Origin of the sequence: Haloarcula montana, assembly GCF_035666295.1 — an archaeon.
Lineage (GTDB): Archaea > Halobacteriota > Halobacteria > Halobacteriales > Haloarculaceae > Haloarcula > Haloarcula montana.
Genome location: NZ_CP142027.1, coordinates 2,302,724 through 2,327,647, shown reverse-complemented (window position 1 = coordinate 2,327,647; position 24,924 = coordinate 2,302,724). Strand labels below are relative to the sequence as shown.

Here is a 24,924-nt window from a genome sequence, read left to right as displayed (position 1 = left end):
TGTGGTGGTAACCGATGAGTAAGGCAGGGATACTTCGAGCGGAGACCGAAACCGCCGAGAGCACTGGTCAGAAGACCAGCCACGACGGGCAGACGAGAACGTGCCCCGAGTGCAATGGTGGAATCATCACTGAGGAGTCGGAACACATCTGTAAAGAGTGCGGGCTCGTCGTCCAAGAATCAACTATCGACCGAGGCCCAGAGTGGCGGGCTAGCACAGCTACCGAACGCGACAAGCGAGCACGCTGCGGGTCCCCGGTCACGGAAACTCTACATGACGGGGGCCTCACGACCGAAATCGACTGGCAGGACAAGGATGCTAACGGTAACCGTCTCAGCGAGCACCAACGCCGCCGAGCAAATAAAATTCGACGCACCCAGCAGTATGGTAAGACTGCACAGCGCAGAGAAGAGAGCCATCGAGACGGTCTCGGAGAGATCAATCGGATGTGCTCAGCACTTGGGGTCAAGGGTCATGTGAAAGAGTGCGCCTGTAGACTGTACCAGCAGTGCGTCGAAGCGGGGCTGCTCCCAGGGTGGTCGAGAGAAGACGTGTCGACCGCTGCCCTCAATATCGCTCTCGAGCAGTGCAACCAGTCCCGCGACATTGAGGAGATTCTCACCGTGTCTCAGGCTCCGAAAGAAAAGGTGCTACGTTCCCAGAAACAGATAGCCGACGAGTTCAGCCTCTGGGACTCGATTGTCCCCGATGAAGATGAACTCCGAGAAAAAATCGCTCAGCATATTCGTCGGCTCGTCTCCGACTGTGGAGCGTCCCCCGTGGTCGAACAAGCAACAATCGATTTGCTCGACGCCGTGGAATATGCACGACTGGGAGACGGTCGAAAATCAATGAGCTACGCTGCTGCGTTGCTGTTCGAGACGGGTCGACAATTAGATGCACCGAACACGCCGACTCAGCAGGAGATTGACGACGCGGGAGGACCGTGTAAGAAGACGATTCGGACGACGGGCAAGAAGGTCATCGACGACATCGACGAAGAGACGCTGAACACCATCGTGAAACGCGACTGAATATCGCGTCGGCGGTCAGTGGGCTCGGCCGCCCTGATGAGCGAGCCCGCAATAGCACTATGTCCAGTGACAACTTTACGCAGAACGGAACACAGGAGGTCCCCGCACCGGGGACGTGGAGCATCGAGCGGTTCATTACAGAATACGAAGCGGTCATGCGTGAACGGACCGGTCGTGAGGGCTGGTCGTTCAATGAGAGCCAGCAGGCCGCCATCACGGCGCCGGACGCCCCTCTGCAGGTTACGGCCGGACCAGGGTCGGGTAAGTCCGAAGTCAGCGTCGCGCGGACGCTCAAGTGGATCCTCGTCGATGGCGTCGACCCACATGGAATCGTGCTCACCACCTACACGAAGAAGGCGGCACAGAGTCTCGAACAGCGGCTCGTCGACCGGCTCTCGGGATTGGGAGTCGGCGACACTGTCGATGTAAGCGAGATGTGGGTCGGGACGAGCCACGCCGTGTGGGACGATATCATGCGGGAGTTCCGCTGGGAAGAGTACCTCGACGTTGAGCTTCTGGACGAGGACGCACAGAAGTTCTTTATCCGGCGCGAGAGCGACTTTGTCGACTATCTATCCGATGGCGGAATCCACTCGTTCGACGGGCTGGTTGGAACGCGTGACGTGTGGTACACGTCCGGAAGTGGATGTCGGAAAGTGTTTGCAGCAAACGCAGCGACGACCCTGTTCAATCGCGTCGGGCAGTACTGCGTCGATCTCGATGCCCTCGCAACAGCGGACGACCCAGGGCTGCGCGAACTTGCAGCCGCCCGCGAACAGTACGAGGAGTCTCTTGCCGAGGCCGCACGGTGCGACTTCACTACCGTGCAAGAGCGGTTCATAGAATTTCTCGAAAGCACTGCCGGCCAGCGGTTCCTTGAGGGCGACGACGAGCGCGGCGTCCCACCTCTTACGCACGTGCTCGTTGACGAATACCAGGATGTCAACCCGCTGCAGGAGAAAATCTATCTCACGCTCGCGGCAACGATGGACGAGCCAAGTATCACAGTTGTCGGTGACGACGACCAATCGCTGTACCGCTTTCGGGGCGCGACAGTGGACTCGCTCATCGAGTTCCCTGAACGGGTAGCACGGAAACTGTCGGTAGACGAGGATTCCGTCGAGACGGTGCAGCTACGGAGTAATTACCGCTCGCGGCCGGGCATCGTCCGGTGGATCAACCGATTCATCGGGCAGCATCCGGTGATGCAGGGCCCCGGAGCACGAGCACCGGGGAAGGAACCGATGCGACCAGTCCGTCCGGACACGGACGCCGAAGCAGTGACGGCACTCACCGACCGTGATGAGGCGGCACTGGCGACCCGATTCGCTGACACTGTCGTTCAGCTCCATGAGTCGGGATATATCGACGATTACAGCGACATCGCGCTGCTCACGCACAGCACGATGGAATCACGCAGTGGGAACGCGACACTCGTCGGCCGCTGTGTCACCGAACTTCGAAGCCGCGGAGTCCCCGTCCACAATCCACGTAACAAGGCGTTCATGGATGAAGACGACGTGCAGGTCATCCTCGCGTCACTGATCAAGTGTCTCGACCCAGGGTTGGAAGTGTTCGAGGACCGCGTCGGCGACAATCTCGACCAGGTCCACCAGTGGTTCGCTACGTTCGAGCGTGTCGTCTCGGCAGACAGCGATCTCCGCGACACCATCAGCGAGTACGCAGAGCGCGTTCGGCGGACAGACCCTGGTGAGTCACTCGGTTTCGGACTGCTCGAACTTTTCTACGCAATCCGAGGGTGTGATCCAATTTCCTCATGGACAGAAGGAGCGGAGCGGACACCCATGCGGACCCGGCGGATTGGCAAGGTCACGGCGCTGCTGGAGTCGTTCGAGGGCGTTGCACCGGGGACACTCTCCTCGCGGGAGATTATCCGGACTACCCACAATGACTACAACACTGCCTCAACGCAGTTTCTGACATCGCTGTACTGGGAGTTCTGCGATTACGTGACCAAAGCGAACCTCGACGACCCCGAGGACCTCCACGACCAGTTGCCCGACGGGCATGTTCAAGTGATGACTGTCCATCAAGCGAAGGGGCTAGAATTCCCAGTCACATTTGTCGGGAGTATCGACTGGGAGACCGACGCCGGGGCATCTCACTGGACTGAAGACACCCTCGGACCGTACGGAGAGCGTCGTGCCACCGCCTCGGCTGACGTTCGGGCCGCACGCGATCTCGTCAGACAGTTCTACGTGGCACATAGCCGTGCGAGCGAGCACCTAGTCCTGCTGGGCACTCGTGACGAGTTCGACACGGCTGGTGGGCTTGTCCCCTCACTGGGCCAGCAAGCAGATGGAACAGCGATGGGGCTGGACTGGTTTGCCCCCGACAGAACAGTCCGTGATGCTGATGATATCGCAGACCCGTCGACGCCGATAGGTCCTGCATCAGCGGGCGACCCTAAGCGTGAGTACAGTGTCGTCGGTGACTGGCTCGCGTTCCGGCGGTGCCAGCGGCAGTACGGCTATCTCGTCGAATACGACTACGCGACGCCACAGGCGACGCAGTTGTTCGCTGGGCTCGTCGTTCACCGGACACTCGACCGCGCCCACCGCCATTTCCGCGGCGACCTCAACGGCGCCACTGCAGGTGAAATCCCTGATAGAGAAAGGTTGCGAGAGTACTTCGATGAGTCAGTGACCGCGTTGCGCGAGCAACGAATCCTTCCAGTCGGGGCCGCCGTTGAGGATACCATCTTCGAGCACATTGAGCGATTCAACCGGACCGTCGGACCAGATCTGTACCCTCGGGTCACAGACACCGAGCAAAAACTTCGCTATGATACTCGGTCGGCAGTTCTCAACGGCGTAGTGGATGTGATAGTCGAAGACAACGCCGTCACGTTGTGCGACTACAAGGCCGCCAAGCGGCCGGAAGACGACGACGAGCTACTCGCGGAATACCGCCTGCAGCTCAAAGCCTACGCGGCGTTGTACCGTCGCTCGGAAGGCGAATTACCCGACGAAGGGGTGATTTATTTCATTAACGAGGATGACCCCGAACGCGAACGACTGACCATCTCCTTCGACGAGATAGACGTTGAGGATGCGCTAGACGCGTTCGACGACACGGTTGGCGAGATCGAAGCCACTAGGGAGACAGACTCATGGGGTGCAATTGACGACGGTGACGCTCCCGATCAAAAAACCTGTGCAGAGTGCCCCGTGAACAACGACTGCGACGCGTACGACCCATAGCGGCTGACAATTTTTGGGGTCAGTTGGGTCGAGAACGTGACTGAGAGCTGTATTGTTTATCCGTCAAGCACGTCGATAACGATATCTTCGTCGACACGACTATAATCGCGGTCGACTGCGCGGTCCAACGCGCGGCTACATACTGAAAGGACCTGTCTGGTGTTGCCCTGTGAGCGTTGGAGAATCGCCTGTAGTCCATCCTCAGTAAACGGGGAGATGTCTGCTTTTCCGCTCTTTCGGGCCGTTTCAAGATACGAGCGGATCAAATCCTCTAGATCGTTTTCGGAAAGTGGCCGGAGTGCGACCTCCTGACCGATTCGCTCGGAAAAGGCATGGTACTCACTCATTACGTCCTGCCACACCTCCGGTGCACAAGCGAACAGCAAGCAGATTCCGTGGCTGTTCTGGTCCATCAGGTGGCGGATGCTGTTGAGCGTCGCCTGCTCGTCTTTCGGTGATAGACGAGCGATACTCTCAAACTCATCGATGAAGGCAAAGACTCCGGTATAGCCCAGTTCTAACAACATTCGTTTGAGAGCCGTAAAAGCACGAACGCCCATCGTGTCGTCGTCGAGAGCGCTATGGATTTCCATCTCCTTCCGCTGTTCGTAGCGGATTCCCTCAGCAGTGAGCCATTGCCAAGCATAAAGGTTGGTGTCCTGATACACTAGATGGACTATCGCACGCGCGAAATCGGCGAATTGTGTCACATCACTTAGTCGTTGTATCGCCGGCTGGACGAGGTCCGACAAGAGGAGATTACCGGATTCAATCATCGACTCCATATTTGATGCAGTGCGCGGGCTCGCCTCAATATCAGCCTCTCGAGCCGTTTGCGCTAAGAATTCGTATGCAAACGACTGCAGCCGATCAAAGCCGATATCGTAGACAAATTCATGATACATATCAAGGAAACCATCACCAGGCCGAGCGACGTAGCCGACGACTACATCATCTCGGTCGCGCAGCAAAGAACGAGTGTATTTTAGTGTATGTGATTTCCCGTTACCGTACTTTCCAGTGAGGACGAGGTGTTTAGATTTCCCGGTGCTTAGCAGCGAAGAGACGGTTTCTCCGATTTGGGTGGCTGCATGCTCCTGACCACAATAGACGGTGGGATCGTCATCGGGGACTGGACTGTACGGGAAGGGATTCATCTCTAACCCGAATTCATCGTAGTCGCGCTGCTGATCAGTGATACCAAAGCTGTCGTCGGTGAAAATGTCTTGACTCATGTGTCGATGTTGAGGTCGCGGTCGAATACCGCGAGGTAGTAGTAGCGTTTGCCGTACTGTTCAAGACCGCTGAGAACGCGGTCGGTTGTCTGTGTCGTCGCAACAAGTCCGTCGCCCTCACTCAGTTCTATGCATCTAATCCCACGGGGGGATTCTTTTGCTGCCGTATCGATTGGCCCGCCCGAGAGTTCGAGTGAACCGATATTGTCTGCACACAGTTGCACAAGCATCTCGTCGAACGTCGCTCGTGAACAACAAAGCCGCTCACAGACGTGCTCACGGAGTCTTGGAATCGAGAGGTATCGTTGAGAGAGATTTATTCCTGCAGTCGCCTCCAACTCATCGTATACACTCAATAGTGCGTCGGCGAAAGCGGTCGGCCCGACTTCCGAGACAGACACCGGATAAAATGTCTCGGTAAATGCGTTTCTGCCCACGACATTGAGTCTCTCTCCCCAACCAGTGAGAACGTCGAGACTCGTTTGATTGTACGTGTACGGGGTATCTTCGGCTCGCTCTTTCAGGGATTCCAATACTTCCGAAGCCTTCATTGAACCCTCATTAGTTGTTCCTGATCGTCCTTGGTCAATAACGGCCAGAAACGCGGAATACTGTGGACTTCCGGCTTCGAGTCGATTACTTACCTCTGCCCAATCCGAGCGACGAACAGCGGTGATGAAAGACTCACCTGCCCCAGTTATGTTGAATTGCTCGGCGTCGGAGTTGTTACCGTCTTTCACGTTGAGCAGGCCGATTCGACACGCCTCAAGAAGTGTTTCTCGTGCACGGCGCTCTGTCACATTCAGTTCGTCTGCGATCACGTCAGTAGTGACCGGCTCGGTCGCTCGCACACAACGGTCAGCGACATCAACCAGACGCCCGAGCGTGACCGGGCGGATTGTCGGTCGCTGTTCACTCATGCCAATCCTCTGACTTGCTGCTTCGCCAGCCGATATGCCCGCTTGGTTACGTTATTGCCCTCAAACCGCAGGTCCAGATATGACTCTATGTCCTGTCCGGACTCAATTATATACCGGAACCGACGAAGTTCAGTCACAAGAGCCCAGAGGTTATGTCTCGTCAGCAGATCACGATCGGCCCGAACCTCGTCAAATGACCTTGCCCCACAGACAGGACAGGCGCACGGAAGTCGGTCGAGGCTGTCGATAGTATGGAGTTCTGTCCCTCCAAATCCTGGGACTAGATAGTTTCGCTTGCCGGCTGACCGGATAAACGAGGTAGAATCAAACGTATCAACGCCGAGGTACAGCAAGAGCGGCTGATACACAATCCCACCGAGACCGTATACGTGCAGTGGTTTTTCAGTTGCTCGCCGTGCTGCCAAGATGACTTTGGTGACTCGCTCGTAGTCTGTACGGATCGGAACTAGACTTCCGAGTGCATAACCGTCGAAGTCACCGTGGTCCTCAAGATAGTGAATCCCGTTACGCACGGTGTCCGGATTATGCCCGTGAACACTAGCGTAAAGAAGTGCATCACCCTCGTGCTTGTCACTCGCGGTCAGCGCACGCTCGATGTTTTCGCTGATCCGTTCATTGTTGACTTTGTCGCGACGATCTGTCGATAGCGGAATATCGACTGTCCCGTAAATATCGGCCTCAATATGACGTTGTGTCTCTAGCGTTTCTTCTGGGGTAGTGTCGAGACTGACACCTTCGTCACGAAAATCAAACCCCCCGCTATCGGCGAACAAAATAGTGTCTTCGGGAACCCCCATTTCTGAGCGTAGCGTAGAGCCCGAGTGGATTGACCCCCAGAGATCGTCGTGCTCGCGTATCGCGCGGGCATTGACCATCCCAACACCCAGTTCTGGAATTTCCGAGGTATATTCGGGAGTGTTGTCTTTGTGTCGCTTGCCCACGTTTCGGACTGGAAAGAGCAACGGTGTTTCCAGTTCCCCGTGGGCTGTGCTCAGTTTTCGACGTTGATGCAACGAATCCATGCAGTAAGGTGAGCTCAGCTGTGGAATAAAACTTTGGTCTATCCAAGCTACTAGAGGACTGATATACGTCGGGCGTAACCGAGAGATGTGGAATTTACAGCGCTCCCGGAAGTGTTGGGACGGAAAGCGTTACTAGAAGTGCTGAGTGTACTTGATCAAGAGGAGGCCCTACGATACGGTTCCATTGAAGACCGAGTCGACTCTTCAACAGATACCTTAGCCCGCTCTCTGCGAATTTTATCTGAATACGGGCTTATAACCAGATTAGAAATCAACCCAAGGAGAGTTGAGTATCAGCGCACGGAAAGAGGCGATAGAGTCTTCGAGGAGGCAAAAAAAATAGAAGAGATGTTGCTTAAAAATAAAATAGGACGCAACAAATGATTTCGTCTAACTACCTGTCATTTCTAAAAGTCAGAATTTTGACCCTGTTGCAATCCAGTGTGATTGACAATATCACGGCTTCAATAAAGATCCGTAACGAAATCGTGACAACCCGTACATGTGTGGTTCTCATTACCACTATTATAACTTTCCATTAGCGAGGATTTATCCGCGTTATCAGAGGTTCAAACACTGAGAAACGGAGGATTTCCGTCAGACATAACCAAAGTTCTTAATACCTCCCTGTCAGTATGCACTGGTATGTTAGAGCGTAAGGCGTCAATCGCCGCATACGCCCTCGGGACTATTGGAATCTATACAGTACTAGGTCTCATCTCGGTTGAGCGATTCCCGATTGAGTACGCGCTCATAGCCCTTGTGGTCGTTATGACTGTGTACTTTGCAGGCTTCTTTATTGACTCAATCGAAGAAGGAATCGGCGATGATAGTACCGTTACCCTCCTTCCTGCAGACTGATTCCTGGGGACCTTTCCTATTGCTCTGTTAAATAGTTACAACTAAGTCTTATCTATATTATTGGACAGGTATGGGAGAGACGACAGTATGGGACTTTATAGCATTCAGTATCTTTGCACTGCCGTTTACGATGTTTACTGTCCGAGCCTTCAGCTATATCTATTATAAACTAGCTGTCTACCACGATACCGAAAAGACCGCAGACGACCCAGAATCGGAGGAAGTAGAGTCCATCTCGTCAAAAATTCTCAAACTGTTTCTCATCCACCAAGCAGCTTCCATATTTGGGGTTCTCATAACCTTCGTTTATTACGCTTTCATTAGTGGAGGAGATACCATTAATGCTGAAGTAGCATTTGGAATAGCCATTTTTCTACAAGTAGTGAATACCGCCCTTCGGATGAGCGAGTTTTTGACAGTTTGGTCCGACAATGTTCCGGGCACAAAGCGTCGAATTGTCGATCAGGGGTTCTCAGTAATGATGGGTATGTTCCTTCTGGGTATGCTTGCAATCGCTCAAGAAACGATCGTCCGTGACTACTGGGGATCACTCAACAAGTCTATTGAAGCGGATTTTTTATTCCCACTCTTTCTTGCAATCATTGGGTCAGCGATTCTATTGGCTATCGTTAGTGAGGCTGCCCTCCACCATTTGGAGATTGATTACGATCGGACAGTCCCATTTGAGTAACATCGAATCCAGTCCGAAGCGAACAGGAAGCACGTACCAGTTGTAAAGACGGTATCTAATGCGGCCCTCCATTCAGGGCGTTTATTTATCATGCTTCACTGTCTTTGTCGTCCGGTGAAATCTATCTCCCGATCGGGAATTTCAGGGCCGTCATGGCGATGTGCGTAGGCGCTATTATTGACCTCTACCCGTTCTCGTACGCCCTCTGTACAACCCTATCTAATGCGTTTTGGAGTTGTATCTTTGTTTTCAGGCCAGTCCCGTCGCTCATGGACGAACAATGGAGTCAACGGGGATACCATCGTTCCTACGATACCAAAGGGAGTGAAACGAGTAATCTGCAAGCTTAGTCAGCGGACGGCCAGCATGAGATGCGTGAAACATAACCAGGCTTAGTGCTGGGTTGAAGCTCTATATCTTGCACACTGATTCTGTCAGATACACTGGGACTGTTCCAACGGAGAGTACAAACGGAACCGTGTGCGTCGGACCGCGGTGAGCGATGCAGGGGTTGTACTGACCAAATCAGTTGACCCCGATTCTCGGGTTGCTACGTGCTGAATAAGCGCTCTGTATTCACCTATGGAAACGCTGCTACCTACACAAATCACCGTTTTCGATAAAATAGTTGCGCCGTCCCGGGATCTACGTCTCTCCCAACCGATAGGCGGCCCAAATCGTCATGCGGTGCGGTCGCTGTCTGGCTATAGCAGTAGCTAACGGTGGGCCTCGGCCGGCCACTGAGGGCCGCTAAGTCAGCGGCCCTCAGTTCCCTCGTCTCGACGATTACACAGCTGCCTTCACTGCCGGGGTGGCTATCTTGTGACTCGGGACGCCAGCGCGTGAGGCAGATATTCACCTATTCGGGCTTTCCCGGATGCCGCGCCTCGCGGCATCCGGACTGTAGCGCCCATGATTCGGCTTCTTTCGCGCATGGACCAGTCAGCACGACATGCTCTAAGGCACTGAATACAGGTCGGTCTCTTGCGTCCCATGCTTACCTCACGCTCTCCAGGGATAGCAGCGTTTCCATCGAGTCAGAACGGTCTCAGTAAACTATCAGCAACTGAGGATTTCAATATAGCCAGAATTTCTATAATTGGCTCATAGGAGTTCGTACAAACGATCAAGACCGTTCAGAGGAATAGCTATAAGTGACACAGTGATATTCTCTGGGTATGGCCAGTGGATTATCTAAAGACAAATTAACAGATAGCCCCCTTGTTGATGCAGGTGAAAGAGAACTGCGGGTCGGTGAGGACCGTCCAATCCGGATCAGTTCTGGACATCGGATTCTCCATCATGATGGCAAATGTAGCCGCCCACACGGCCACAACTACGAAATTACGGTTTCGGTGAGCGGCGAACTGACTTCCGAGGGCTGGGTCGTCGACAAAGGAGATATTACCTCAGTAATATCAGAATGGGACCACCGGTTCCTCGTCCAACAGGGTGATCCATTGATTGAGGCGTTCGAACAGAGCGGCGACGAAGATGCACTGGTTGTCCTCAACCACCCACCCACGGCAGAGGTAATGGCGGTCCTCTTAGAGGAGAAACTGACCGAGAGGCTCCCTGATACCGTCTCAGATGTCGCCGTATCTGTGCGAGAGACTGGCGAGCTCTGTGCGGCCCCGTAATCATGCCGGTCAACGCTGACGCAGATGGGGTTACGTCTGAGAGTGAGGGAAATCTACCGATCAACGAGCTATTCTACTCGCTACAGGGAGAAGGCGTTTTAGCCGGCGTACCGACAGTTTTTGTCCGTACGAGTGGGTGTAATCTCCGGTGTTGGTTCTGTGATTCCTATCATACTTCGTGGGAGCCCACTCACGCGTGGATGGATGTCGAGGGGATTCTTGTAGAGGTTGAGTCGCACGAACAGTGTGAGCACGTCGTTGTCACCGGCGGCGAGCCGATGATGCATACTGGGGTCGTCGAGCTACTGGATCAACTCTCAGCAGACGGCTACCACACGACGGTGGAAACGAACGGGACAATTCACAGAGACGCCGCAATCGACCTGGCCAGCATCAGCCCGAAGCTTGCGAGCAGTACGCCCACGCCGGCGAAGGACCCGAAAGGCGAGGGCGAGTGGGAAGACAAACACGAAGAGCGACGCGTGGACATGGACGCCCTCTCGTCCCTCGTGGAGCAGTACGAGTTTCAACTGAAATTTGTCGTGACCGGTGAGCAAGATATGCCGGAAATCGAATCCTTGCTCGGGCGGTTGCGGCAGTCGACGACACAGCGGATCAGGAATGATGACGTGCTGTTGATGCCGGAAGGAGCGACGAGGGAGCGATTAGAAGAGACACGTGAGGCGACGGCCGAACTGGCGATGGAGTACGGCTATCGATACACGCCGCGCCTGCATGTCGACCTGTGGAATGATGCGTCGGGAACCTAACGATGGCTGACGATGTCCAAACTGAGGCGATGGAAAGCGTCAAGAGCGTTGATGAAGGAGAGGATGCGATTGACTGGTCGAAAGCACAAGAAGGCGTTCGATTACTCTTAGAGGCTGTCGGTGGGGATCCCGAAAGCGAAGAACTTCAGGAGACGTGGCGGCGTCGTGTTCCAAGTGCGTTCAAGACACTTACTGAAGGATCTCGCTTAAATGCGAAACCGGAGCTTCGAACATTCGAAGCGGCAGGTAACAGTTTCGTCGTGAAGACAGGGATACCGGTGTATAGTCTCTGTGAGCACCATTTACTTCCGTACTTCGGGTCGGCCACAATTGCGTATCGACCGGATGGAGAGGTTGTCGGACTCTCGAAATTATCGCGGTACGTCCGATGGCAGTCACGACAACTCACGATGCAAGAACAATTAACACAAGATATCGCGCATGGTCTCGGCGACGAAGTGGGTGCAGAGGTTGTGCTCGTTGAGATCTCAGCGACCCATCTGTGTGAAGCGATGCGTGGTGTGGAGACAAAAACTGAAACCGTAACGAGAGCAGTAGCCGGAGAACCAACTGACGACGAACAGCGGCGATTCAACGAGGCGAGCAACTAATATGTCACAGGAAGCACGAGCGGTCGTACTGGCATCGGGTGGCATGGATAGCGCAACAGTTGCAGCGGTGGCAAAAGACGCGGGTAAGGACCTGTATCTGCTGCACACATCCTATGGTCAACGAACGGAAGACAAAGAGTTGGAGTGTGCGAAAGCCCAGGCTGAGCACTTCGATGCAGCAGATTTCCTGCACCTCACAACTGACCACCTCTCGAAAATCGGTGAGTCAAGCCTGACTGACAATAACGTTGAAGTGGAAGACGCTGACTTGGAAAGCGAAGAGGTGCCGAGTTCGTACGTCCCATTCCGAAACTCGAACCTACTTTCGATGGCAGTTTCCTACGCTGAAGCGAATGACTGCGGTTCAGTGTATATCGGGGCTCACTCAGAAGATTTCTCCGGATATCCCGACTGTCGACCGGAATTCTTCGAGGCATTCCAGCAATTGGTTGATATAGGGACAAAAGATGAGACTGACATTTCGATTGAAGCACCGTTTACTGACTGGTCGAAAACCGATATTGCTGAACGCGGTCTTGACCTCGGCGTCCCATATGAATACTCTTGGAGTTGCTATCGGGATGAAGCACCAGCATGTGGGGCCTGCGATGCGTGTGCCTTCCGTCTTCAAGCATTCCAGCGACTTGATGAAACGGATCCCATTGAGTACGCTGAGCGGCCCGACTACGTCGAAGGACAATAGACAGATACCGATCTGATGTAATGCCGACTGCCCCGTCAACATTACTGAGAAGCGTACTATAATTCTGTGATCGGAACGGAGTGAGAATCAATTATCTAATCCAGAAATAGATTTATTGCGCCGTGACTCTTACAGGGGATTATGACCGACCAGCCGCCGGGTGTTGAAGCCTGGAAAGAACACACAACAGCGTTCGACCGTGTGCAGTCAGTCGCCACGACAGTCTCCAAACCACGCCCGGTATCGTATATCGCGGATGAGGCCCAAGTCGCGGAGAATACAGCACGAGACCATCTGGAACGACTTGTCAACCTGAACGTCCTGCTCAAGACAGAACACGACGATGGAGCACTCTATTCCCCCGACCCGCTCCACACACGAATACAAACACTTCGGGACCTTCTCGAAGAGCATGACCGCGACGGATTGATTGCTCTGAAGGCTGAGGTACAGTCCAAAATCGAAGGGTGGGGAACCGAATATAACGCGGACTCCCCTGACGAGGTCCGTACCCGGGCTGCAGAGACGGATACCGCTTCTCAGACGCGGGATCTCAGGAAAACCGCAAGTGACTGGGAACTCGCACTCTACCGTCTCTCTGTCCTAGAGGACGCTATCGAAAACTACGCCACGTACACCACGGACTTTCGGGCATCTGCATAGCGCTGACGGATGACTGGCTCATACAATCCGTCTGAAGCGTCTCATCGAGCACTTCGTGCAATCCAGCAAGAGCTCGAACGGCATCCGATAGTGACTACCGTCCAGGGCTTTCCGGATGGTGAATTCACAGAGCTACGGGCACACTTAGCGCCAGAACGATGGGGGACTGACCGTGAGAATGCGACATTGACTGTGCACTGGTTTGCGGGAGAGACACCGGACACCCGCCCTGAATTCGCGTTTCATTACAGCGATGAGGAGACCGATTTCGGCTGGCACCATCATGAGCAAGAGCATGTCGATGGGTGGGGACATTTTCAAGAACGCACTGGTGACGCCGGATATACACACGAACCACATACATTCCACGCACAAAACCCACCGCAGCTCGCCTGGGAAGTCATGTCACTCCTTTCTTCCACACCAATTTCTGAATAAGGGAACCATGTTACCAACTACTGGTGTCAAAACAAGTCTGCTGTCAACACTGACCATACTACCCCCCTTGATCTCCAACACCGTCGATTTCTACATCACTTGACTCGCCACTATCCTGTAACACCAGACTCAATGCGCCGGCGGGGCCCCGCCGGCGTTCTCACCGCGCGCGAGGTCTTGGTTGGACACCGAGCAGTGGGTATTGAGCGGAATATATAAACCCATAATAAACTTTTGCGATTTGGAATTTCAGCGACCAGCGCTGGCGAGTCGGAGCCAATCTCGACCCACTTAGTCTGTTGGAATCTCAGACGCCGCAGACGGTGTCCAGACCGGGCCATACCCGAGAAAATCTCCATAGAAATCCAACCGATTAAGTGGGACAATTGGACCGTCCAAACGCCATGTTCGATACAACGCAGCGCCACGCGGCGCACGATGCACCGAACTCGGAAGAATTTGATCGCCTTCTCTCGGCAACCTACCTGGGCGAGGACGACTACGAGACTGAACTTGAGGACAGGTTCATCACGATTGGCAGCGGTTGGCTGACGCTGCGGAAGGGGGAACTCCTACACTTCCGACCAGAGTGGCTTGACCGGAATCGGAAGCTCATTCTAGTTCCGGCGCACGAGGACTGTTTCTGCGAGTACTGTCTCGAGCGCGCTGAAGAGTATGCCGATGAGAAGGACATCTCCGTCGAGGAAGCACTGGAGTTCTGCTGGAGCCCCAAGACCGAGGCCAGCGTCCGAGCAATCTACTACGGTTGGTGCCCGGAGACAATTATCGCCGTCGAGCAGTTCGCTGACGAGGTTGGCGAACTCGATATGTGCGCGTCGACAATCAACAACCGCGTCGACAAGCTCGCCGAGCGGGCATACGTCGACGACATCTACCCGCATGCGCTCCGAGCGCACTCGGCACTCTTTTGGGCGGATGTTGGCCTCGAAGCAGCCTACCTGCAGGCGATCATGGGATGGAAGAGCATCGAGGTCGCCGTCGCCTACCTACGAGCATCGGGCCAGCAACTGGCCCAACGCATTGAACGAGCGTTCACCCTCGAAAGTCGAGAGCGTCCTGATCCAGTTCCGCGAGAAGATCTTACCCCTCCGTCGGACGATGCCGTTGAGGCCGCCGAGGATGTCGAGGACGAGCGTACGACACCGTCGATACGGGAGTGGGAAGACCCCGAGAAATGGGACGATCTCAAAGCAGGGACATAGGTCAGGAGTTTCCCACCTATATCAGCTCGTATATTTGGAAATCTGAACTCAACGGCTCGGTTGAAACCCTCAGAAACTGATAGGAACTGTGTGTGGCATATAGAGTCAGGATCGAGCACGGTATGGGCCGACGTTCTCTCAGTCCGATGAGGGCTGGAACACCATCGACATCATAAGCGTGTGCAGCAATTCCTCAAAATAAAAAGCTATTGCATATTTTAATGATGCTTGCGGTAACCTGATTAGTCATATGGAGCACGGTGATCCAATCAGGCCCGATGACGAACCAATTGGGTCCTACATTGAGGGATTGAAACAGCAGCAGTATCAAATTCCTACCTTCCAGCGAGAGGTCGTTTGGGAGCGGGACAACATCAAGAAGCTGTGGGACAGTATTTATCGTTTTTATCCCATCGGGAGCATCCTTATCTGGAATTCTGATACCGAGCTCGAAAAACACCGCGAAATCGGTGGTCATGAAATAAACGACCCGGACAAAGATTCAAATTTCAATTACATTCTCGACGGACAGCAGCGGACAACTGCTCTGCTAACGTCTCTGTATGGAGTGAAAGGAGAGTGGAAAGGTGATTTCGACCCCACATTGTATATCGACCTAAAAGTCCAAGAAGCCGATGATGTGGACGATGCCAACTACAAACGGCGATTTCTCTTCGAGGACGAAGTTGATGAGGACAGCAAACACGTGTTCAAAATAATCGACATCTACAAAGATCCATGGGTGATCGACGACCGGCTCGCTGATCAGGGGCTCGAAAATGACCATCCGATTAGAGCCCGGTTGCGAAGTTTCAGTAAAGTTCTACAGCAGTATCGAATCCCATTTATCAAACTCCGTGATATTGAAATTAACGAAGTTACCGAGATTTTCGAACGGGTTAATCAAGAGGGGGAACCACTCGATATCTTCGATATCATCGTGGCCAAAACCTTCCGTCCGACCGACCATGCCGATGGCGGATTCTATCTTCGTGAAATGATAGAGGATTTCCGAGAAAATACGGAAGGAGAGTTCGTCAGCATCTCGAACAAGACGTATTTGGAGATGCTGGCAATGATAATCAAATATCATGTCGACGGAAATGAGGTCAATAATATTACAGATAGATTTCTCAATGAAATCAAAACCCACCAGATTGAGGCGGTGTGGGACGAAGCCAAGCGGGCCTTCCGTATGACATTCGATTTCTTCGAAAACCACCTCAATCTCAAAGGCCCAAATCTGGTTCCCTTCCGGTACTTCTACATCACCGTTGCTTTCTATTTTTATGAGAACAACGATCCAGACTATGACTTCCTGCAGAAGTACTTCTGGTTCTACTCTTTCCAGTCCGAAAACCTACTCCGGCATACCGGACACCTTCGTCAGGACCACCTCGACCCGCTTTACGATGAGAAGACTGGTGGCGAATTTAAGTTCGAAGAGTTCCGGCTCGACAAGCACGATCTTCGATCGGCGTCTTACAGCTACCAGGGGAGGTTCTCGCGGGCAATCCTCGCGTTCATGGCCTCACACGACCCCAAAGACTGGAAACATCACGACCGTTCGGTTCTCACAGACGTCTATTATCAACTCCAGAAAGAACCGAATCTCCACCACATCTTCCCACGTAACTTCGTCGAGAATTACCCTGGAGAAGACGAGTATGACGAAGACAGTTTGATGAATATAGCATATCTCCCGCAGATTACGAACTTAGAAATCAGTGATCGGAATCCAATTGAGTATCTCCGTGATTATGACGGTGATGGGTTCGATGCAGTGTTGGCATCACATCTTATTCCGCAAGCACTGCTCGAATGGAGCCGAGATGACGATGTCGGTTATAAGACCCTCGATGAGTTCATCAACCGACGTGTCGAGTTCTTCATTTCCGAAATCGACGACCATCTTGAAGAAATCCCGCTCAACGTACACGACTCTGCTGCTCAAGACACCGATGTGCGGGTCCTAATTGAAGATGGTGAGTCACAGACGACGGAATTCAAATCCACCTTCCGGACTGATGTGGAGGGTCGAGGGATGCCGACGGATCGTGTGGAGTATCAGTGTCTCAAAACAATTAATGGATTTCTCAATTCTGCCGACGGAGGGACGTTACTCATCGGCGTGGAGGACGATGGGAATATCTATGGACTCGAAGAGGATTATGAAACCTTCCGCGAAGAACAAAAACGGGAGGTGTTCCAACGTCACCTGCATGATATTATTGGATCGGCTATGGAACCGCGGTTCAACGACTTCATCGATGTCTCATTCGTCACGATGGAGAACAAGGATGTCTGCGTCGTCAACGTAGACCACGCTTCAAGGCCGGCACATCTTGAAAATCAAGGAGACCAGGAATTCTATCTCCGACAGGGTAATCGGACGATCCCGCTCGAACCTAAGCAACAGATGGAGTACATCAACGACGAGTTCGAGGATTCCTGACCTGCTCGGCGATTGATTGTCTTTCGGATGGTACTCGGTCTCTATATCTCGCACATTAGTCTTGACAGAGTTTGTATAGATTATTGGCTACCGTGGTTCATTATTTGTCTTCGCTAAATACTCGCACGTAACTGCTTCAGGAGAAATCTTTGTACAAGCTATAGGCTCTGTATTCAGCACAACTGTAAAACATATCACCGATACAGGGTTTCAACAGAGTCAACTCAATAATCCCGTATAACATTTGGATTTTAATAGAGCCTGAGTTATCTCTGCTTACTCATCGCTCGCTGATAGTCATCTCCAATCTGTTCAACGTCATCCTCAACATAATTCATTGTTTGTTCGATCTTCGCATGACCCGCCATCTGACGTGCCTGATGGATGTCAATCTCGGGACAATCATTAACCCAGTGACTAATTGCCGATCTCCGTATCCTGTGGCTTGTCACAACCCACTCTTTTATTTCCTCGCCAGGCCCGGGGTCAGCCGGTCGAAGAGGCCGTTGGATACCTGCATTCCGGGCAGCTTGCTTGATAATATCGCTAATCCCTGCTGGTCGCATCTCCGGATTATGAGTTGTGACTAATATTCGCCCAGATTCCGGTTCAGCAGCACTAGAATATGAGTGTCGTTCTCTCTCCACCCACCGTCTGAGTGTGAGTCTGAATTCATTCGGGAAGAACACCGTCCGCCGGATTAGATCCGGGTTTTCAGCTGGATCTAACTTCGCGGATCGGAGTTCAATTTGGCACTGATCCCACGTTATATTCTCAATTTTCAGACGAGAGAGTTCCTCGCTTCGACACCCAGTATACCATGCTAATCGAATCGCTACTTCGTTCCTCAATTTATTGTATTCGGTTTCGCCGGGAACATGATCGAATAACTCGTGGATAGTCTCCGGTTTTAGAGCAATGATTTGGTCAGACTCGCGTACGCCGTCAATATCGTTTCCAGAAAGATTGTGTTGGAGTTTGTATTCTGGAGTTGATCCGTGGATATTATAATCCTCTTTCAGATCGATATCGTGTTTGTCACGGCATGGGTGACCGTTCTCCAGTTCTAATTCGGCGGATGCTTGGTCGTTAGCTACTATCGAGTAAAACGATTGAATAGATCGGTAGTAACTGTCGAGAGTGGTATCTGCATAATTTGTATTCGTCTGAATGTACCCGCGTATGTCATTGGTCTCAGCTGCTAGCGGGTCAATACTGTTTGCTTCACAGAAGGCTAGCCAGTATCTGACTTCACGTCGGCGAGTTTCGACCGTAGACTGAGAGGTAGATGATTTCTGTTCTTGCAGACTAGCTAAATATAGACCAAGCAATTCTTCCATTTCAGAAGAAATTTGCTTATCATCAGGGCGACGGTATCTCCCTTTGTCGTCTCTCATGATGGTACTCCACGGTACCAGTGTCGAGTCCCGTTAACCATCACGCTCCCAATGTTTTCAGTAGTTTGTTTTTCAAGATAAATTAGGGCTTGGCGAACACGTGGGAGATCCGCATCGACATACTGGACGTGTCGCTGGGCACTCCCATCGATGAATTTCTGAGGCTCTTTCTCGCGGAGAGTTTTTAGTTTGTCAGTAATTGCATACTTGCGCTCCATATTCGAGGAGTGGACACGCTCCTGAAGATCTTTAGAGTAGTTGCTAAACTTCGGAACATGGCTCGCCAGAGCCATAGCGAGATCTGAGATTTCTTTTTCATCTGGCTCTTCCCCAGGAACCGATAAGTCATCGAGCTGTGTTTGAAGACTACTCACAGTTTGCTGTAGCCCACCAACCTTACTGTTGAGTCCATTCAGTTCAGAACTTACTTCGCTCAGGTCAACTTCAACACTATCGGAGATTTCCAAATCATCCAGTGCCTGACGAGGAATATATTCATCTCCTATTTCTTTGTCTACCGCTCTCTGGACAAGTGACGAAAGGGTTTGTCCATCGTCAAGAGAATCCTTCCACTCTTGTTTTTTAGATGGAGTAACTCGGACGTTGAGTTTGACTTTGCTGTGAGCGCCGTCAGCCATGGCGATGGCTACACGGAACTATAAAATAAAGACCGGGGACACAATGTGGTCCCGATCAGCCAAACATCTGGCGCATCATCGGGTGCATCTCCATGAGCTGCTCCTCTGCGATCTCCTCGTACAGTTTGTACGTGATCGAGACCGTCAGCAGCAGCCCGGTTCCGGAGACACCGCCGATGGTGCCCATCATGTTCGCCAGGACCGCCAGCAGCCCGACCAGGGCACCGCCGATGACGGTGACCTGGGGGATGTAGCGTTCCAGCACTTTCTCGATGACACCGACGTTCTGTCGGAACCCGGGGATCTGCATCCCGGAGTTGTGGATCTGCTGGGCCGTCGCTTCCGGCCCCATGTCGGTGGTCTCCACCCAGAAGATGGCGAAGATCGCCCCACCGATCAGCATGAACGTCAGGTCGACGCCGATCCGGATGAGGATCTGCCAGATCGGCTGGGTCGCGCCCTGGAGCCACCACATCCAGTCTCCAGGGGCCTGGATCGGTGCCAGGAAGTAGAACAGCCCACCGGTGGGCTGGCTACACTGGCCGCCGTAGGTCCCCAGGCCGAAGGGGAGCGTGTTCCCGACCTGGGAACAGAGGATCCGCCCGAGGAACTGGATGTTGGCCTGCAGCGCACGCACGAGGATCATCGGCAGGACGCTGGCGTAGATGAGCTTCACGGGGAAGCGACCACGCGCGCCCTTCACCCGGGCGTTCGAGAGTGGAATCTCGACCCGGACCGACTCGGCGTAGACGACCACCGCGAAGATGAGGATGGTCGTGATCAGCGCCAGTAGCCGTCCGCCACCCGGTGTGACAAACAGCGTCTGGAGTCCCTGTGGTGCCAGGACGGGGCCGATCGCCCGCTCGCCCGTGGCAAACAGGAACCAGGTGTGGAGGATGCCGCTCTGGTTGCCGATAAACGGCGTCGAGAGCACGCCACCGAGCAGTCGTTGACTCACGCCGGCGACGATGAACAGCCCGATACCGGAGCCGACGCCCCACTTGGAGATGACCTCGTCCATGAACAGGATGAGGACACCGCCGACGAAGATCTGCGCGAAGATCAGCCCCTGGACGGCCGTCGTACCGACACCGAGCGTGCTCGCGACCGCCTGGTCCGGCGGGAGGAAGTTCCCGGCGAAGACCATCGGCAGCCCGGTCAGACAGATCATCACCAGCACCAGCAGCTTCTGGAGGCCCTGATAGAGGATCTGGTCACGCGGGTCGTTCTGGGTGTCGAGCCCGAGCAGGTCGGCCCCGCCGAGCAACTGCAGGACGATCGACGCCGTGACGATGGGCCCGATGCCCAGTTGCATGATGCTCCCTTGCCCGGAGGCAAGGATGGATCCGAAACGACCGAAGATGTTCTGGCTGGCGTCGATGTCCAGCCCGAACAGCTTCACGTTCGTCAGGAAGAAGTAGAGGACGAGCACGCCGGCTGTCCACAGCAGCTTCCGTTTGAACGGGACGTGCCCCTCCGGCCGGCGGACTGCCGGCATCCGGACGAGCAGTGGTTCGGCGGTATCCTTCCAGCTCATGATCTGTTACTCCTCGGTGCTCTCGTTGTCAGTCTTCTGGGCCTGGCGTTCCTGCCCGCGCTCGGTCAGTTCGGTCTCGCCGCCTGCGGCCTCGATCTTCTCGCGAGCGCCCTCGGAGAAGTCGTCGGCCACGAGGCTGAGTTCGTTCCGGACCTGACCGGCGCCCAGCACTTTCACGGCGTCGACGTCGTGGCCGTCCTCGACGACCTCGCGGACGTCGATGTGGTAGGTGTCACCGTCTTGCTCGGCGACGCCGTCGGCGGCCAGCAACGCGGCGTCCTCGTCGAGTTCGCGGACGTCGACCGTCTCGACCTCCTCCTGAACCTTCTGGGGACGCTTGAACCCGCTCTTGCCCAGCGGCGGGTAGTTGTGCATCTCGTGCTTGTCGCGACCGGCCGCACCGCGACCACCGCGGTGACCGGCCCCGCGGTTGTTCTTGTGCGAGCCGCCGCCGTGTGTGCGCGAGCCGCGCTGTCGTCGTTTCTTGCTCGTCATTATCGCATCGCCTCCAGGAGTTCGTCGATTCCCTCGGTGTCGTGTTTCCCGAGTTCGCCGCCCTCCTTGACGGGATGTTTGACGCCGTCGTGGCCGCCACGTGGCGGGTGCAGACGGAGCGTCGGGGAGAGTCCCTGCTCTTGCAGCGTCGTCTCCTCGGACATGAGCGCCCACGCGAGCCCAGCGATGTCGTCGTAGTCGGTGTTCTCGGCGACCCACTCGTCGTCGACATCGGCGTCGCCCTCCTCGGGCTCTGCACGGGTCTCCAGGAGCAGTTCGAGCGTCTCCTGGCTGGGTTCGCCGTAGGCGACGTAGTCGTTGACCTTCGTCACCATGCCGTTGTACGTGTCCGTCTCTGGGACGAGCGTACAGTGGTTGACGTGGTGGACGTTCAGCATCTTCAGCGTGTCGTGGATGTCCGTGTGCATGTTGACATCGCCACGGATCTGGACGAGCGCGTGCATCACTCGATCACCTCACGCTTCTCGAAGGTGCGCTGGGGGACACGGGCTTCGGCCGTGTTCTGGAGCGCGTTGAACGTCGCCTTCGCGAAGTTGACCGTGGTACGGGTGTTGCCCGACGAACGGGTCCAGATGTCCTCGATACCGGCGAGTTCGAGCACCTTTCGGACGGTCTCTCCGCCCGCCAGGCCCAACCCGCGCGGGGCGGGCTGAAGCTCGACTTCGACGCTGCCGGCCTTGCCCTTGGTGCGCAGCGCGACCGTGTGGGGACGGCCACAGCCACACTCCCAGGACCCACAGCCTCGCGAGACGTTGATGAGGTTCAGCTTGCCGATGTCGATCGCCTTCTGGATCGCCCCGCCGACCTGGTCGTCACGCCCTTCTGCGTAGCCGATCAGGCCGTCGCGGTTGCCCACGGCGACGACACAGCGGAACTTCACACGCCGGCCGGAGTCAGTCATCCGCTGGACCATGTTGATGTCCAGCACTTCGTCTTCCAGATCGGGAACGAGCTGGTCGACGACTTCCGATTCTTTCAGGGGAAGCCCAGAGTTCAGCGCCTCCTCCATGGAGTCGATCTCGCCCTCGGCAACCTTCTTGCCCAGGCGTGTCTTGGGTTCCCAGCCGTTGTCAGCACTCATAGTTCGATGTCACCTTCCAGTAGTGTCTCCCGGGTCTCGTCGAAATGTTCCGGGAGGTCTGCAGCGTCGAAGTCGCCGCTGTACAGCGGACCGTCCAGCTGCTCGGCGTACTCGGCGATGTGGGCACCGCGCGTGCGCTGCCAGTCCGCGAGTACGTCGTCGTTGTGCGGGACTTCGAGGCCGGCGTCGATTGCGCCTTCCTGTATTGCGAATACTTTACATCCGGGGGTCGGGGTGTTGAGGCCGATGTCGAGGACCGCTTCCTCGACGCCCGCTTCCTGTGCGCGAAGCCCGGCGAGCAGACCGGTGAGGTACGCCGAGGGCATGTTGCCCGTCGGGGCCTCCCAGCCGTACTCGGCCAGGTCGCTTGAGTGAGCGGATGCGAGCGTGCGGTCACCGTCGGGGCCAACCGTCACCAGCTGCGCCCTGACGTGCTTGTTGCTCTTTCGAGCAACGAGGCGGGGCTTACCGGATTTCAGCAGGCGCAACCGCTGATGGTAATCGGTACGGGCCTCGCGGCGTCGCCGCATCGGCACCTTGTATCGTGGTCCTGTCGCCATTATTCGTCACCGTGGTTTGCGTCGATGTATCGTTCGAGATCGGCGACACTGTCGAACTCGCCACCGCCGGCCTTGTCGTAGAGGTCGCGGTACTGTGAGCTCGATAGCGTGCCGTCGTCGCGGAGTTCGCGCAGCTTCTCGCGCTGTGCGCGGATGCGCGACTCCCATGCTTCCTTCTCGTTCTGTCGTGCGCCGGCCTTGCCCTTCCGGGAACCGGCTCCCTTCTGGTGGCCGTAGGCGCGTTTCTCCTGGCGTTCCCGGGCGCGGCCACGGGAGTTGCCCTTCTCGTCTTTCGCCTGAATGGCACCTTCGTCGACCAGTTCGCGAACGTCATCGCGGGTGATCGCGTCCGCGATGTCGCCCTGTCGGTCGGGGTTGAACCAGACGCGGTTCTTCCCGACGTCGAGGACGTCTGCCGCGAGTCGCTTCTGTGCGGAGAGATCAGTCATTCCGAAACCTCCACTTCGACGTAGGTGGGGTTGAGCACGCGGATGCCCGCGTCCTCTGCTGCTTCTTCGATTAGCTCGCGCTTGCGAGCGCCGACCTTCGAGGCGATACGGACCGCCTCGACGTCGCCGTCGACGCCCTCGAGGTCGTCGACGTTGTGGACACGCACTTCCTCGAAGCCCGAGGGGTGCTTGCCACGGACCGCAGTCGGGGACCGGAAGCCGGCCTCGACCGTGTCGCCCTTGCCCTTGATGCCGCGGCGCTGCTTCGAAAGCTGGCCACGGGGGCGGCGCCACGACGTCGAGACGCGGTTCTTCTTGTGGTGGTCCTGACGGTTGAACTGTGGCTTGCCGACCCGGTGTCGCTGGGTCAGCAGGCGAGCCTCCTCGTCGTCGAGGTCGGGCGTCTTGTCGGCGAGTCCACGGGCCTGGAGTTCCGTCTCCACGTCCGCGGACTCGTCTTCGGCCTCGGTCTCCTCTTCGACTTCAGCCTCGGTCTCCTCTTCGACTTCGAGGCCACCGACGTCGGCCTTGATTCGCGCTGCGAGCGCGTTTCCGATGCCACTGACTTCTGCGAGTGCCGACTGATCGGCACCGCGGATGTCGTCGACCGTCTCGAAGCCGGCCTCACGGAGCGAGTCGGCTTTCGCGTCGCCGACGCCGCTGATGTCCGTCAGCTCGATGAATTCGTCGTCCGCCATCAGGCGTCACCTCGGTTCGGTTTCTGGGTGATGTACACCCCGTCCTGGAACACCCGGACGTCCTTGTCGTTGACGCGGGTGAGCTGTTCGATGTCCGCTGCGGTCTGGCCGACAGATTCGATGTCGGGACCAGTGAGCGTGAGTTCCTCGCCGTCGATCTGGACCTCGGTCTCGCCGTGGACCGTCGTGCGACGGGCGGCCTTCTCGCCGAGGAAGTTCTCGATGACGACCTCGTCACCCTCGACGTCGACCTGCATCGGGAAGTGAGAGTAGAAGACTTCCATCTCGTACTCCCAGCCCTCGGTCACGCCGTGGAACATGTTCTCTACGTGGCTCTCGAAGGTCCCGACCGTCGAGTTCGTCTTTGCGTCTTCTTCCTCGGAAGCGATGACGACCTCGTCACCGTCGACCGAGACATCGATATCGGGGTACCAGAGCCGTCGCGTGACGCTGCCGTTGGGACCCTCGACGGTGAGGTCGAGATGGTCCGTCTCGGCGGTCACGTCTGCCGGAATCTCCAGTGCTACTCGTGTCATT

25 protein-coding genes are annotated in these 24,924 nt (G+C 55.3%); 12 read left to right on the top strand and 13 right to left on the bottom strand.

The features are described from left to right. The first annotated feature begins 14 nt into the window (after window positions 1-14). Together VJ109_RS12250 and VJ109_RS12245 are read left to right on the top strand one after the other, a co-directional pair. Window positions 15-1,034 (top strand): transcription initiation factor IIB, encoded by a 1,020-nt coding sequence (locus VJ109_RS12250; RefSeq protein WP_324757038.1) that lies wholly within the window; start codon window positions 15-17, stop codon window positions 1,032-1,034. 59 nt (window positions 1,035-1,093) lie between these two features. Continuing rightward, window positions 1,094-4,258, top strand: coding sequence for a UvrD-helicase domain-containing protein (locus VJ109_RS12245; RefSeq protein WP_324757036.1), 3,165 nt, complete (start codon window positions 1,094-1,096; stop codon window positions 4,256-4,258). A gap of 56 nt (window positions 4,259-4,314) precedes the next feature. Here VJ109_RS12245 and VJ109_RS12240 read toward each other — a convergent pair whose 3' ends face one another. Genes VJ109_RS12240 through VJ109_RS12230 form a run of 3 tightly spaced genes read right to left on the bottom strand, consistent with a single transcriptional unit; the run spans window position 4,315 to window position 7,456 of the window. Next, window positions 4,315-5,493, bottom strand: a complete 1,179-nt coding sequence (locus tag VJ109_RS12240; protein ID WP_324757035.1) for a BREX system ATP-binding domain-containing protein — start codon at window positions 5,491-5,493, stop codon at window positions 4,315-4,317. Continuing rightward, entirely contained in the window at window positions 5,490-6,413 is a 924-nt protein-coding gene (locus VJ109_RS12235) for a hypothetical protein (protein WP_324757033.1), read from the bottom strand. Before VJ109_RS12235 ends, VJ109_RS12240 begins: the two co-directional genes overlap by 4 nt. Continuing rightward, window positions 6,410-7,456 (bottom strand): tRNA-guanine transglycosylase, encoded by a 1,047-nt coding sequence (locus tag VJ109_RS12230; RefSeq protein ID WP_324757032.1) that lies wholly within the window; start codon window positions 7,454-7,456, stop codon window positions 6,410-6,412. The genes VJ109_RS12235 and VJ109_RS12230 overlap by 4 nt, the downstream gene beginning before the upstream one ends. A gap of 87 nt (window positions 7,457-7,543) precedes the next feature. On the opposite strand from VJ109_RS12230, the gene VJ109_RS12225 reads away from it, so the two are divergent. The 10 genes from VJ109_RS12225 (at window position 7,544) to VJ109_RS12180 (ending at window position 17,511) form a co-directional block, all read left to right on the top strand. Next, window positions 7,544-7,840, top strand: a complete 297-nt coding sequence (locus tag VJ109_RS12225) for a winged helix-turn-helix transcriptional regulator (RefSeq protein ID WP_324757029.1) — start codon at window positions 7,544-7,546, stop codon at window positions 7,838-7,840. A 261-nt stretch (window positions 7,841-8,101) separates the two neighbouring features. Next, the gene (locus VJ109_RS12220) at window positions 8,102-8,317 is read left to right on the top strand and encodes a hypothetical protein (protein WP_324757028.1); all 216 of its coding nucleotides are present in this window, start codon (window positions 8,102-8,104) and stop codon (window positions 8,315-8,317) included. Between the two features lie 70 nt (window positions 8,318-8,387). Then, a complete protein-coding gene (locus VJ109_RS12215; RefSeq protein ID WP_324757026.1) occupies window positions 8,388-9,008 on the top strand; it encodes a hypothetical protein in 621 nt (206 codons plus the stop codon). A 1,178-nt stretch (window positions 9,009-10,186) separates the two neighbouring features. Next, the gene (locus VJ109_RS12210) at window positions 10,187-10,648 is read left to right on the top strand and encodes a 6-pyruvoyl trahydropterin synthase family protein (protein WP_324757024.1); all 462 of its coding nucleotides are present in this window, start codon (window positions 10,187-10,189) and stop codon (window positions 10,646-10,648) included. Window positions 10,649-10,650: 2 nt separating this feature from the next. Next, on the top strand, window positions 10,651-11,418 hold the full coding sequence (locus VJ109_RS12205; protein WP_324757022.1) for a 7-carboxy-7-deazaguanine synthase QueE: 768 nt from the start codon (window positions 10,651-10,653) through the stop codon (window positions 11,416-11,418). Window positions 11,419-11,420: 2 nt separating this feature from the next. After that, a complete protein-coding gene (gene folE / locus VJ109_RS12200; protein WP_324757020.1) occupies window positions 11,421-12,029 on the top strand; it encodes a GTP cyclohydrolase I in 609 nt (202 codons plus the stop codon). A 1-nt stretch (window position 12,030) separates the two neighbouring features. Continuing rightward, a complete protein-coding gene (gene queC / locus VJ109_RS12195; RefSeq protein WP_324757018.1) occupies window positions 12,031-12,732 on the top strand; it encodes a 7-cyano-7-deazaguanine synthase QueC in 702 nt (233 codons plus the stop codon). A 141-nt stretch (window positions 12,733-12,873) separates the two neighbouring features. After that, the gene (locus VJ109_RS12190; RefSeq protein ID WP_324757016.1) at window positions 12,874-13,395 is read left to right on the top strand and encodes a DUF7342 family protein; all 522 of its coding nucleotides are present in this window, start codon (window positions 12,874-12,876) and stop codon (window positions 13,393-13,395) included. Window positions 13,396-14,237: 842 nt separating this feature from the next. Continuing rightward, window positions 14,238-15,056 (top strand): site-specific integrase, encoded by an 819-nt coding sequence (locus VJ109_RS12185; RefSeq protein ID WP_324757014.1) that lies wholly within the window; start codon window positions 14,238-14,240, stop codon window positions 15,054-15,056. Between the two features lie 250 nt (window positions 15,057-15,306). Further along, entirely contained in the window at window positions 15,307-17,511 is a 2,205-nt protein-coding gene (locus VJ109_RS12180) for a GmrSD restriction endonuclease domain-containing protein (RefSeq protein WP_324757012.1), read from the top strand. A 266-nt stretch (window positions 17,512-17,777) separates the two neighbouring features. Here VJ109_RS12180 and VJ109_RS12175 read toward each other — a convergent pair whose 3' ends face one another. From VJ109_RS12175 to VJ109_RS12130, 10 genes are read right to left on the bottom strand one after another with little or no spacing between them, the layout of a single operon-like run. Further along, on the bottom strand, window positions 17,778-18,908 hold the full coding sequence (locus tag VJ109_RS12175) for a tyrosine-type recombinase/integrase (RefSeq protein ID WP_324757010.1): 1,131 nt from the start codon (window positions 18,906-18,908) through the stop codon (window positions 17,778-17,780). After that, window positions 18,905-19,546: a hypothetical protein gene (locus VJ109_RS12170; protein ID WP_324757009.1), complete on the bottom strand. Its 642-nt coding sequence runs from the start codon at window positions 19,544-19,546 to the stop codon at window positions 18,905-18,907. Before VJ109_RS12170 ends, VJ109_RS12175 begins: the two co-directional genes overlap by 4 nt. Window positions 19,547-19,601: 55 nt before the next feature. After that, window positions 19,602-21,083, bottom strand: a complete 1,482-nt coding sequence (secY, locus tag VJ109_RS12165; RefSeq protein WP_324757008.1) for a preprotein translocase subunit SecY — start codon at window positions 21,081-21,083, stop codon at window positions 19,602-19,604. Window positions 21,084-21,089: 6 nt separating this feature from the next. After that, complete coding sequence (locus tag VJ109_RS12160; protein WP_324757006.1) at window positions 21,090-21,578, bottom strand: uL15m family ribosomal protein; 489 nt, start codon at window positions 21,576-21,578, stop codon at window positions 21,090-21,092. Then, a complete protein-coding gene (gene rpmD / locus VJ109_RS12155; protein ID WP_324757004.1) occupies window positions 21,578-22,042 on the bottom strand; it encodes a 50S ribosomal protein L30 in 465 nt (154 codons plus the stop codon). The genes VJ109_RS12160 and rpmD overlap by 1 nt, the downstream gene beginning before the upstream one ends. Next, window positions 22,042-22,680, bottom strand: a complete 639-nt coding sequence (locus VJ109_RS12150) for a 30S ribosomal protein S5 (protein ID WP_276222432.1) — start codon at window positions 22,678-22,680, stop codon at window positions 22,042-22,044. Before VJ109_RS12150 ends, rpmD begins: the two co-directional genes overlap by 1 nt. Then, on the bottom strand, window positions 22,677-23,240 hold the full coding sequence (locus tag VJ109_RS12145; RefSeq protein WP_324757003.1) for a 50S ribosomal protein L18: 564 nt from the start codon (window positions 23,238-23,240) through the stop codon (window positions 22,677-22,679). The genes VJ109_RS12150 and VJ109_RS12145 overlap by 4 nt, the downstream gene beginning before the upstream one ends. Further along, window positions 23,240-23,689, bottom strand: a complete 450-nt coding sequence (locus tag VJ109_RS12140) for a 50S ribosomal protein L19e (RefSeq protein WP_276222436.1) — start codon at window positions 23,687-23,689, stop codon at window positions 23,240-23,242. The genes VJ109_RS12145 and VJ109_RS12140 overlap by 1 nt, the downstream gene beginning before the upstream one ends. Beyond that, window positions 23,686-24,387, bottom strand: a complete 702-nt coding sequence (locus VJ109_RS12135) for a 50S ribosomal protein L32e (RefSeq protein WP_324757001.1) — start codon at window positions 24,385-24,387, stop codon at window positions 23,686-23,688. Before VJ109_RS12135 ends, VJ109_RS12140 begins: the two co-directional genes overlap by 4 nt. Beyond that, window positions 24,387-24,923 carry a 50S ribosomal protein L6 gene (locus VJ109_RS12130; protein ID WP_324756999.1) on the bottom strand — a complete coding sequence of 179 codons (537 nt, stop codon included), beginning with the start codon at window positions 24,921-24,923 and terminating at the stop codon, window positions 24,387-24,389. Before VJ109_RS12130 ends, VJ109_RS12135 begins: the two co-directional genes overlap by 1 nt. Between the last annotated feature and the right edge of the window lies 1 nt (window position 24,924).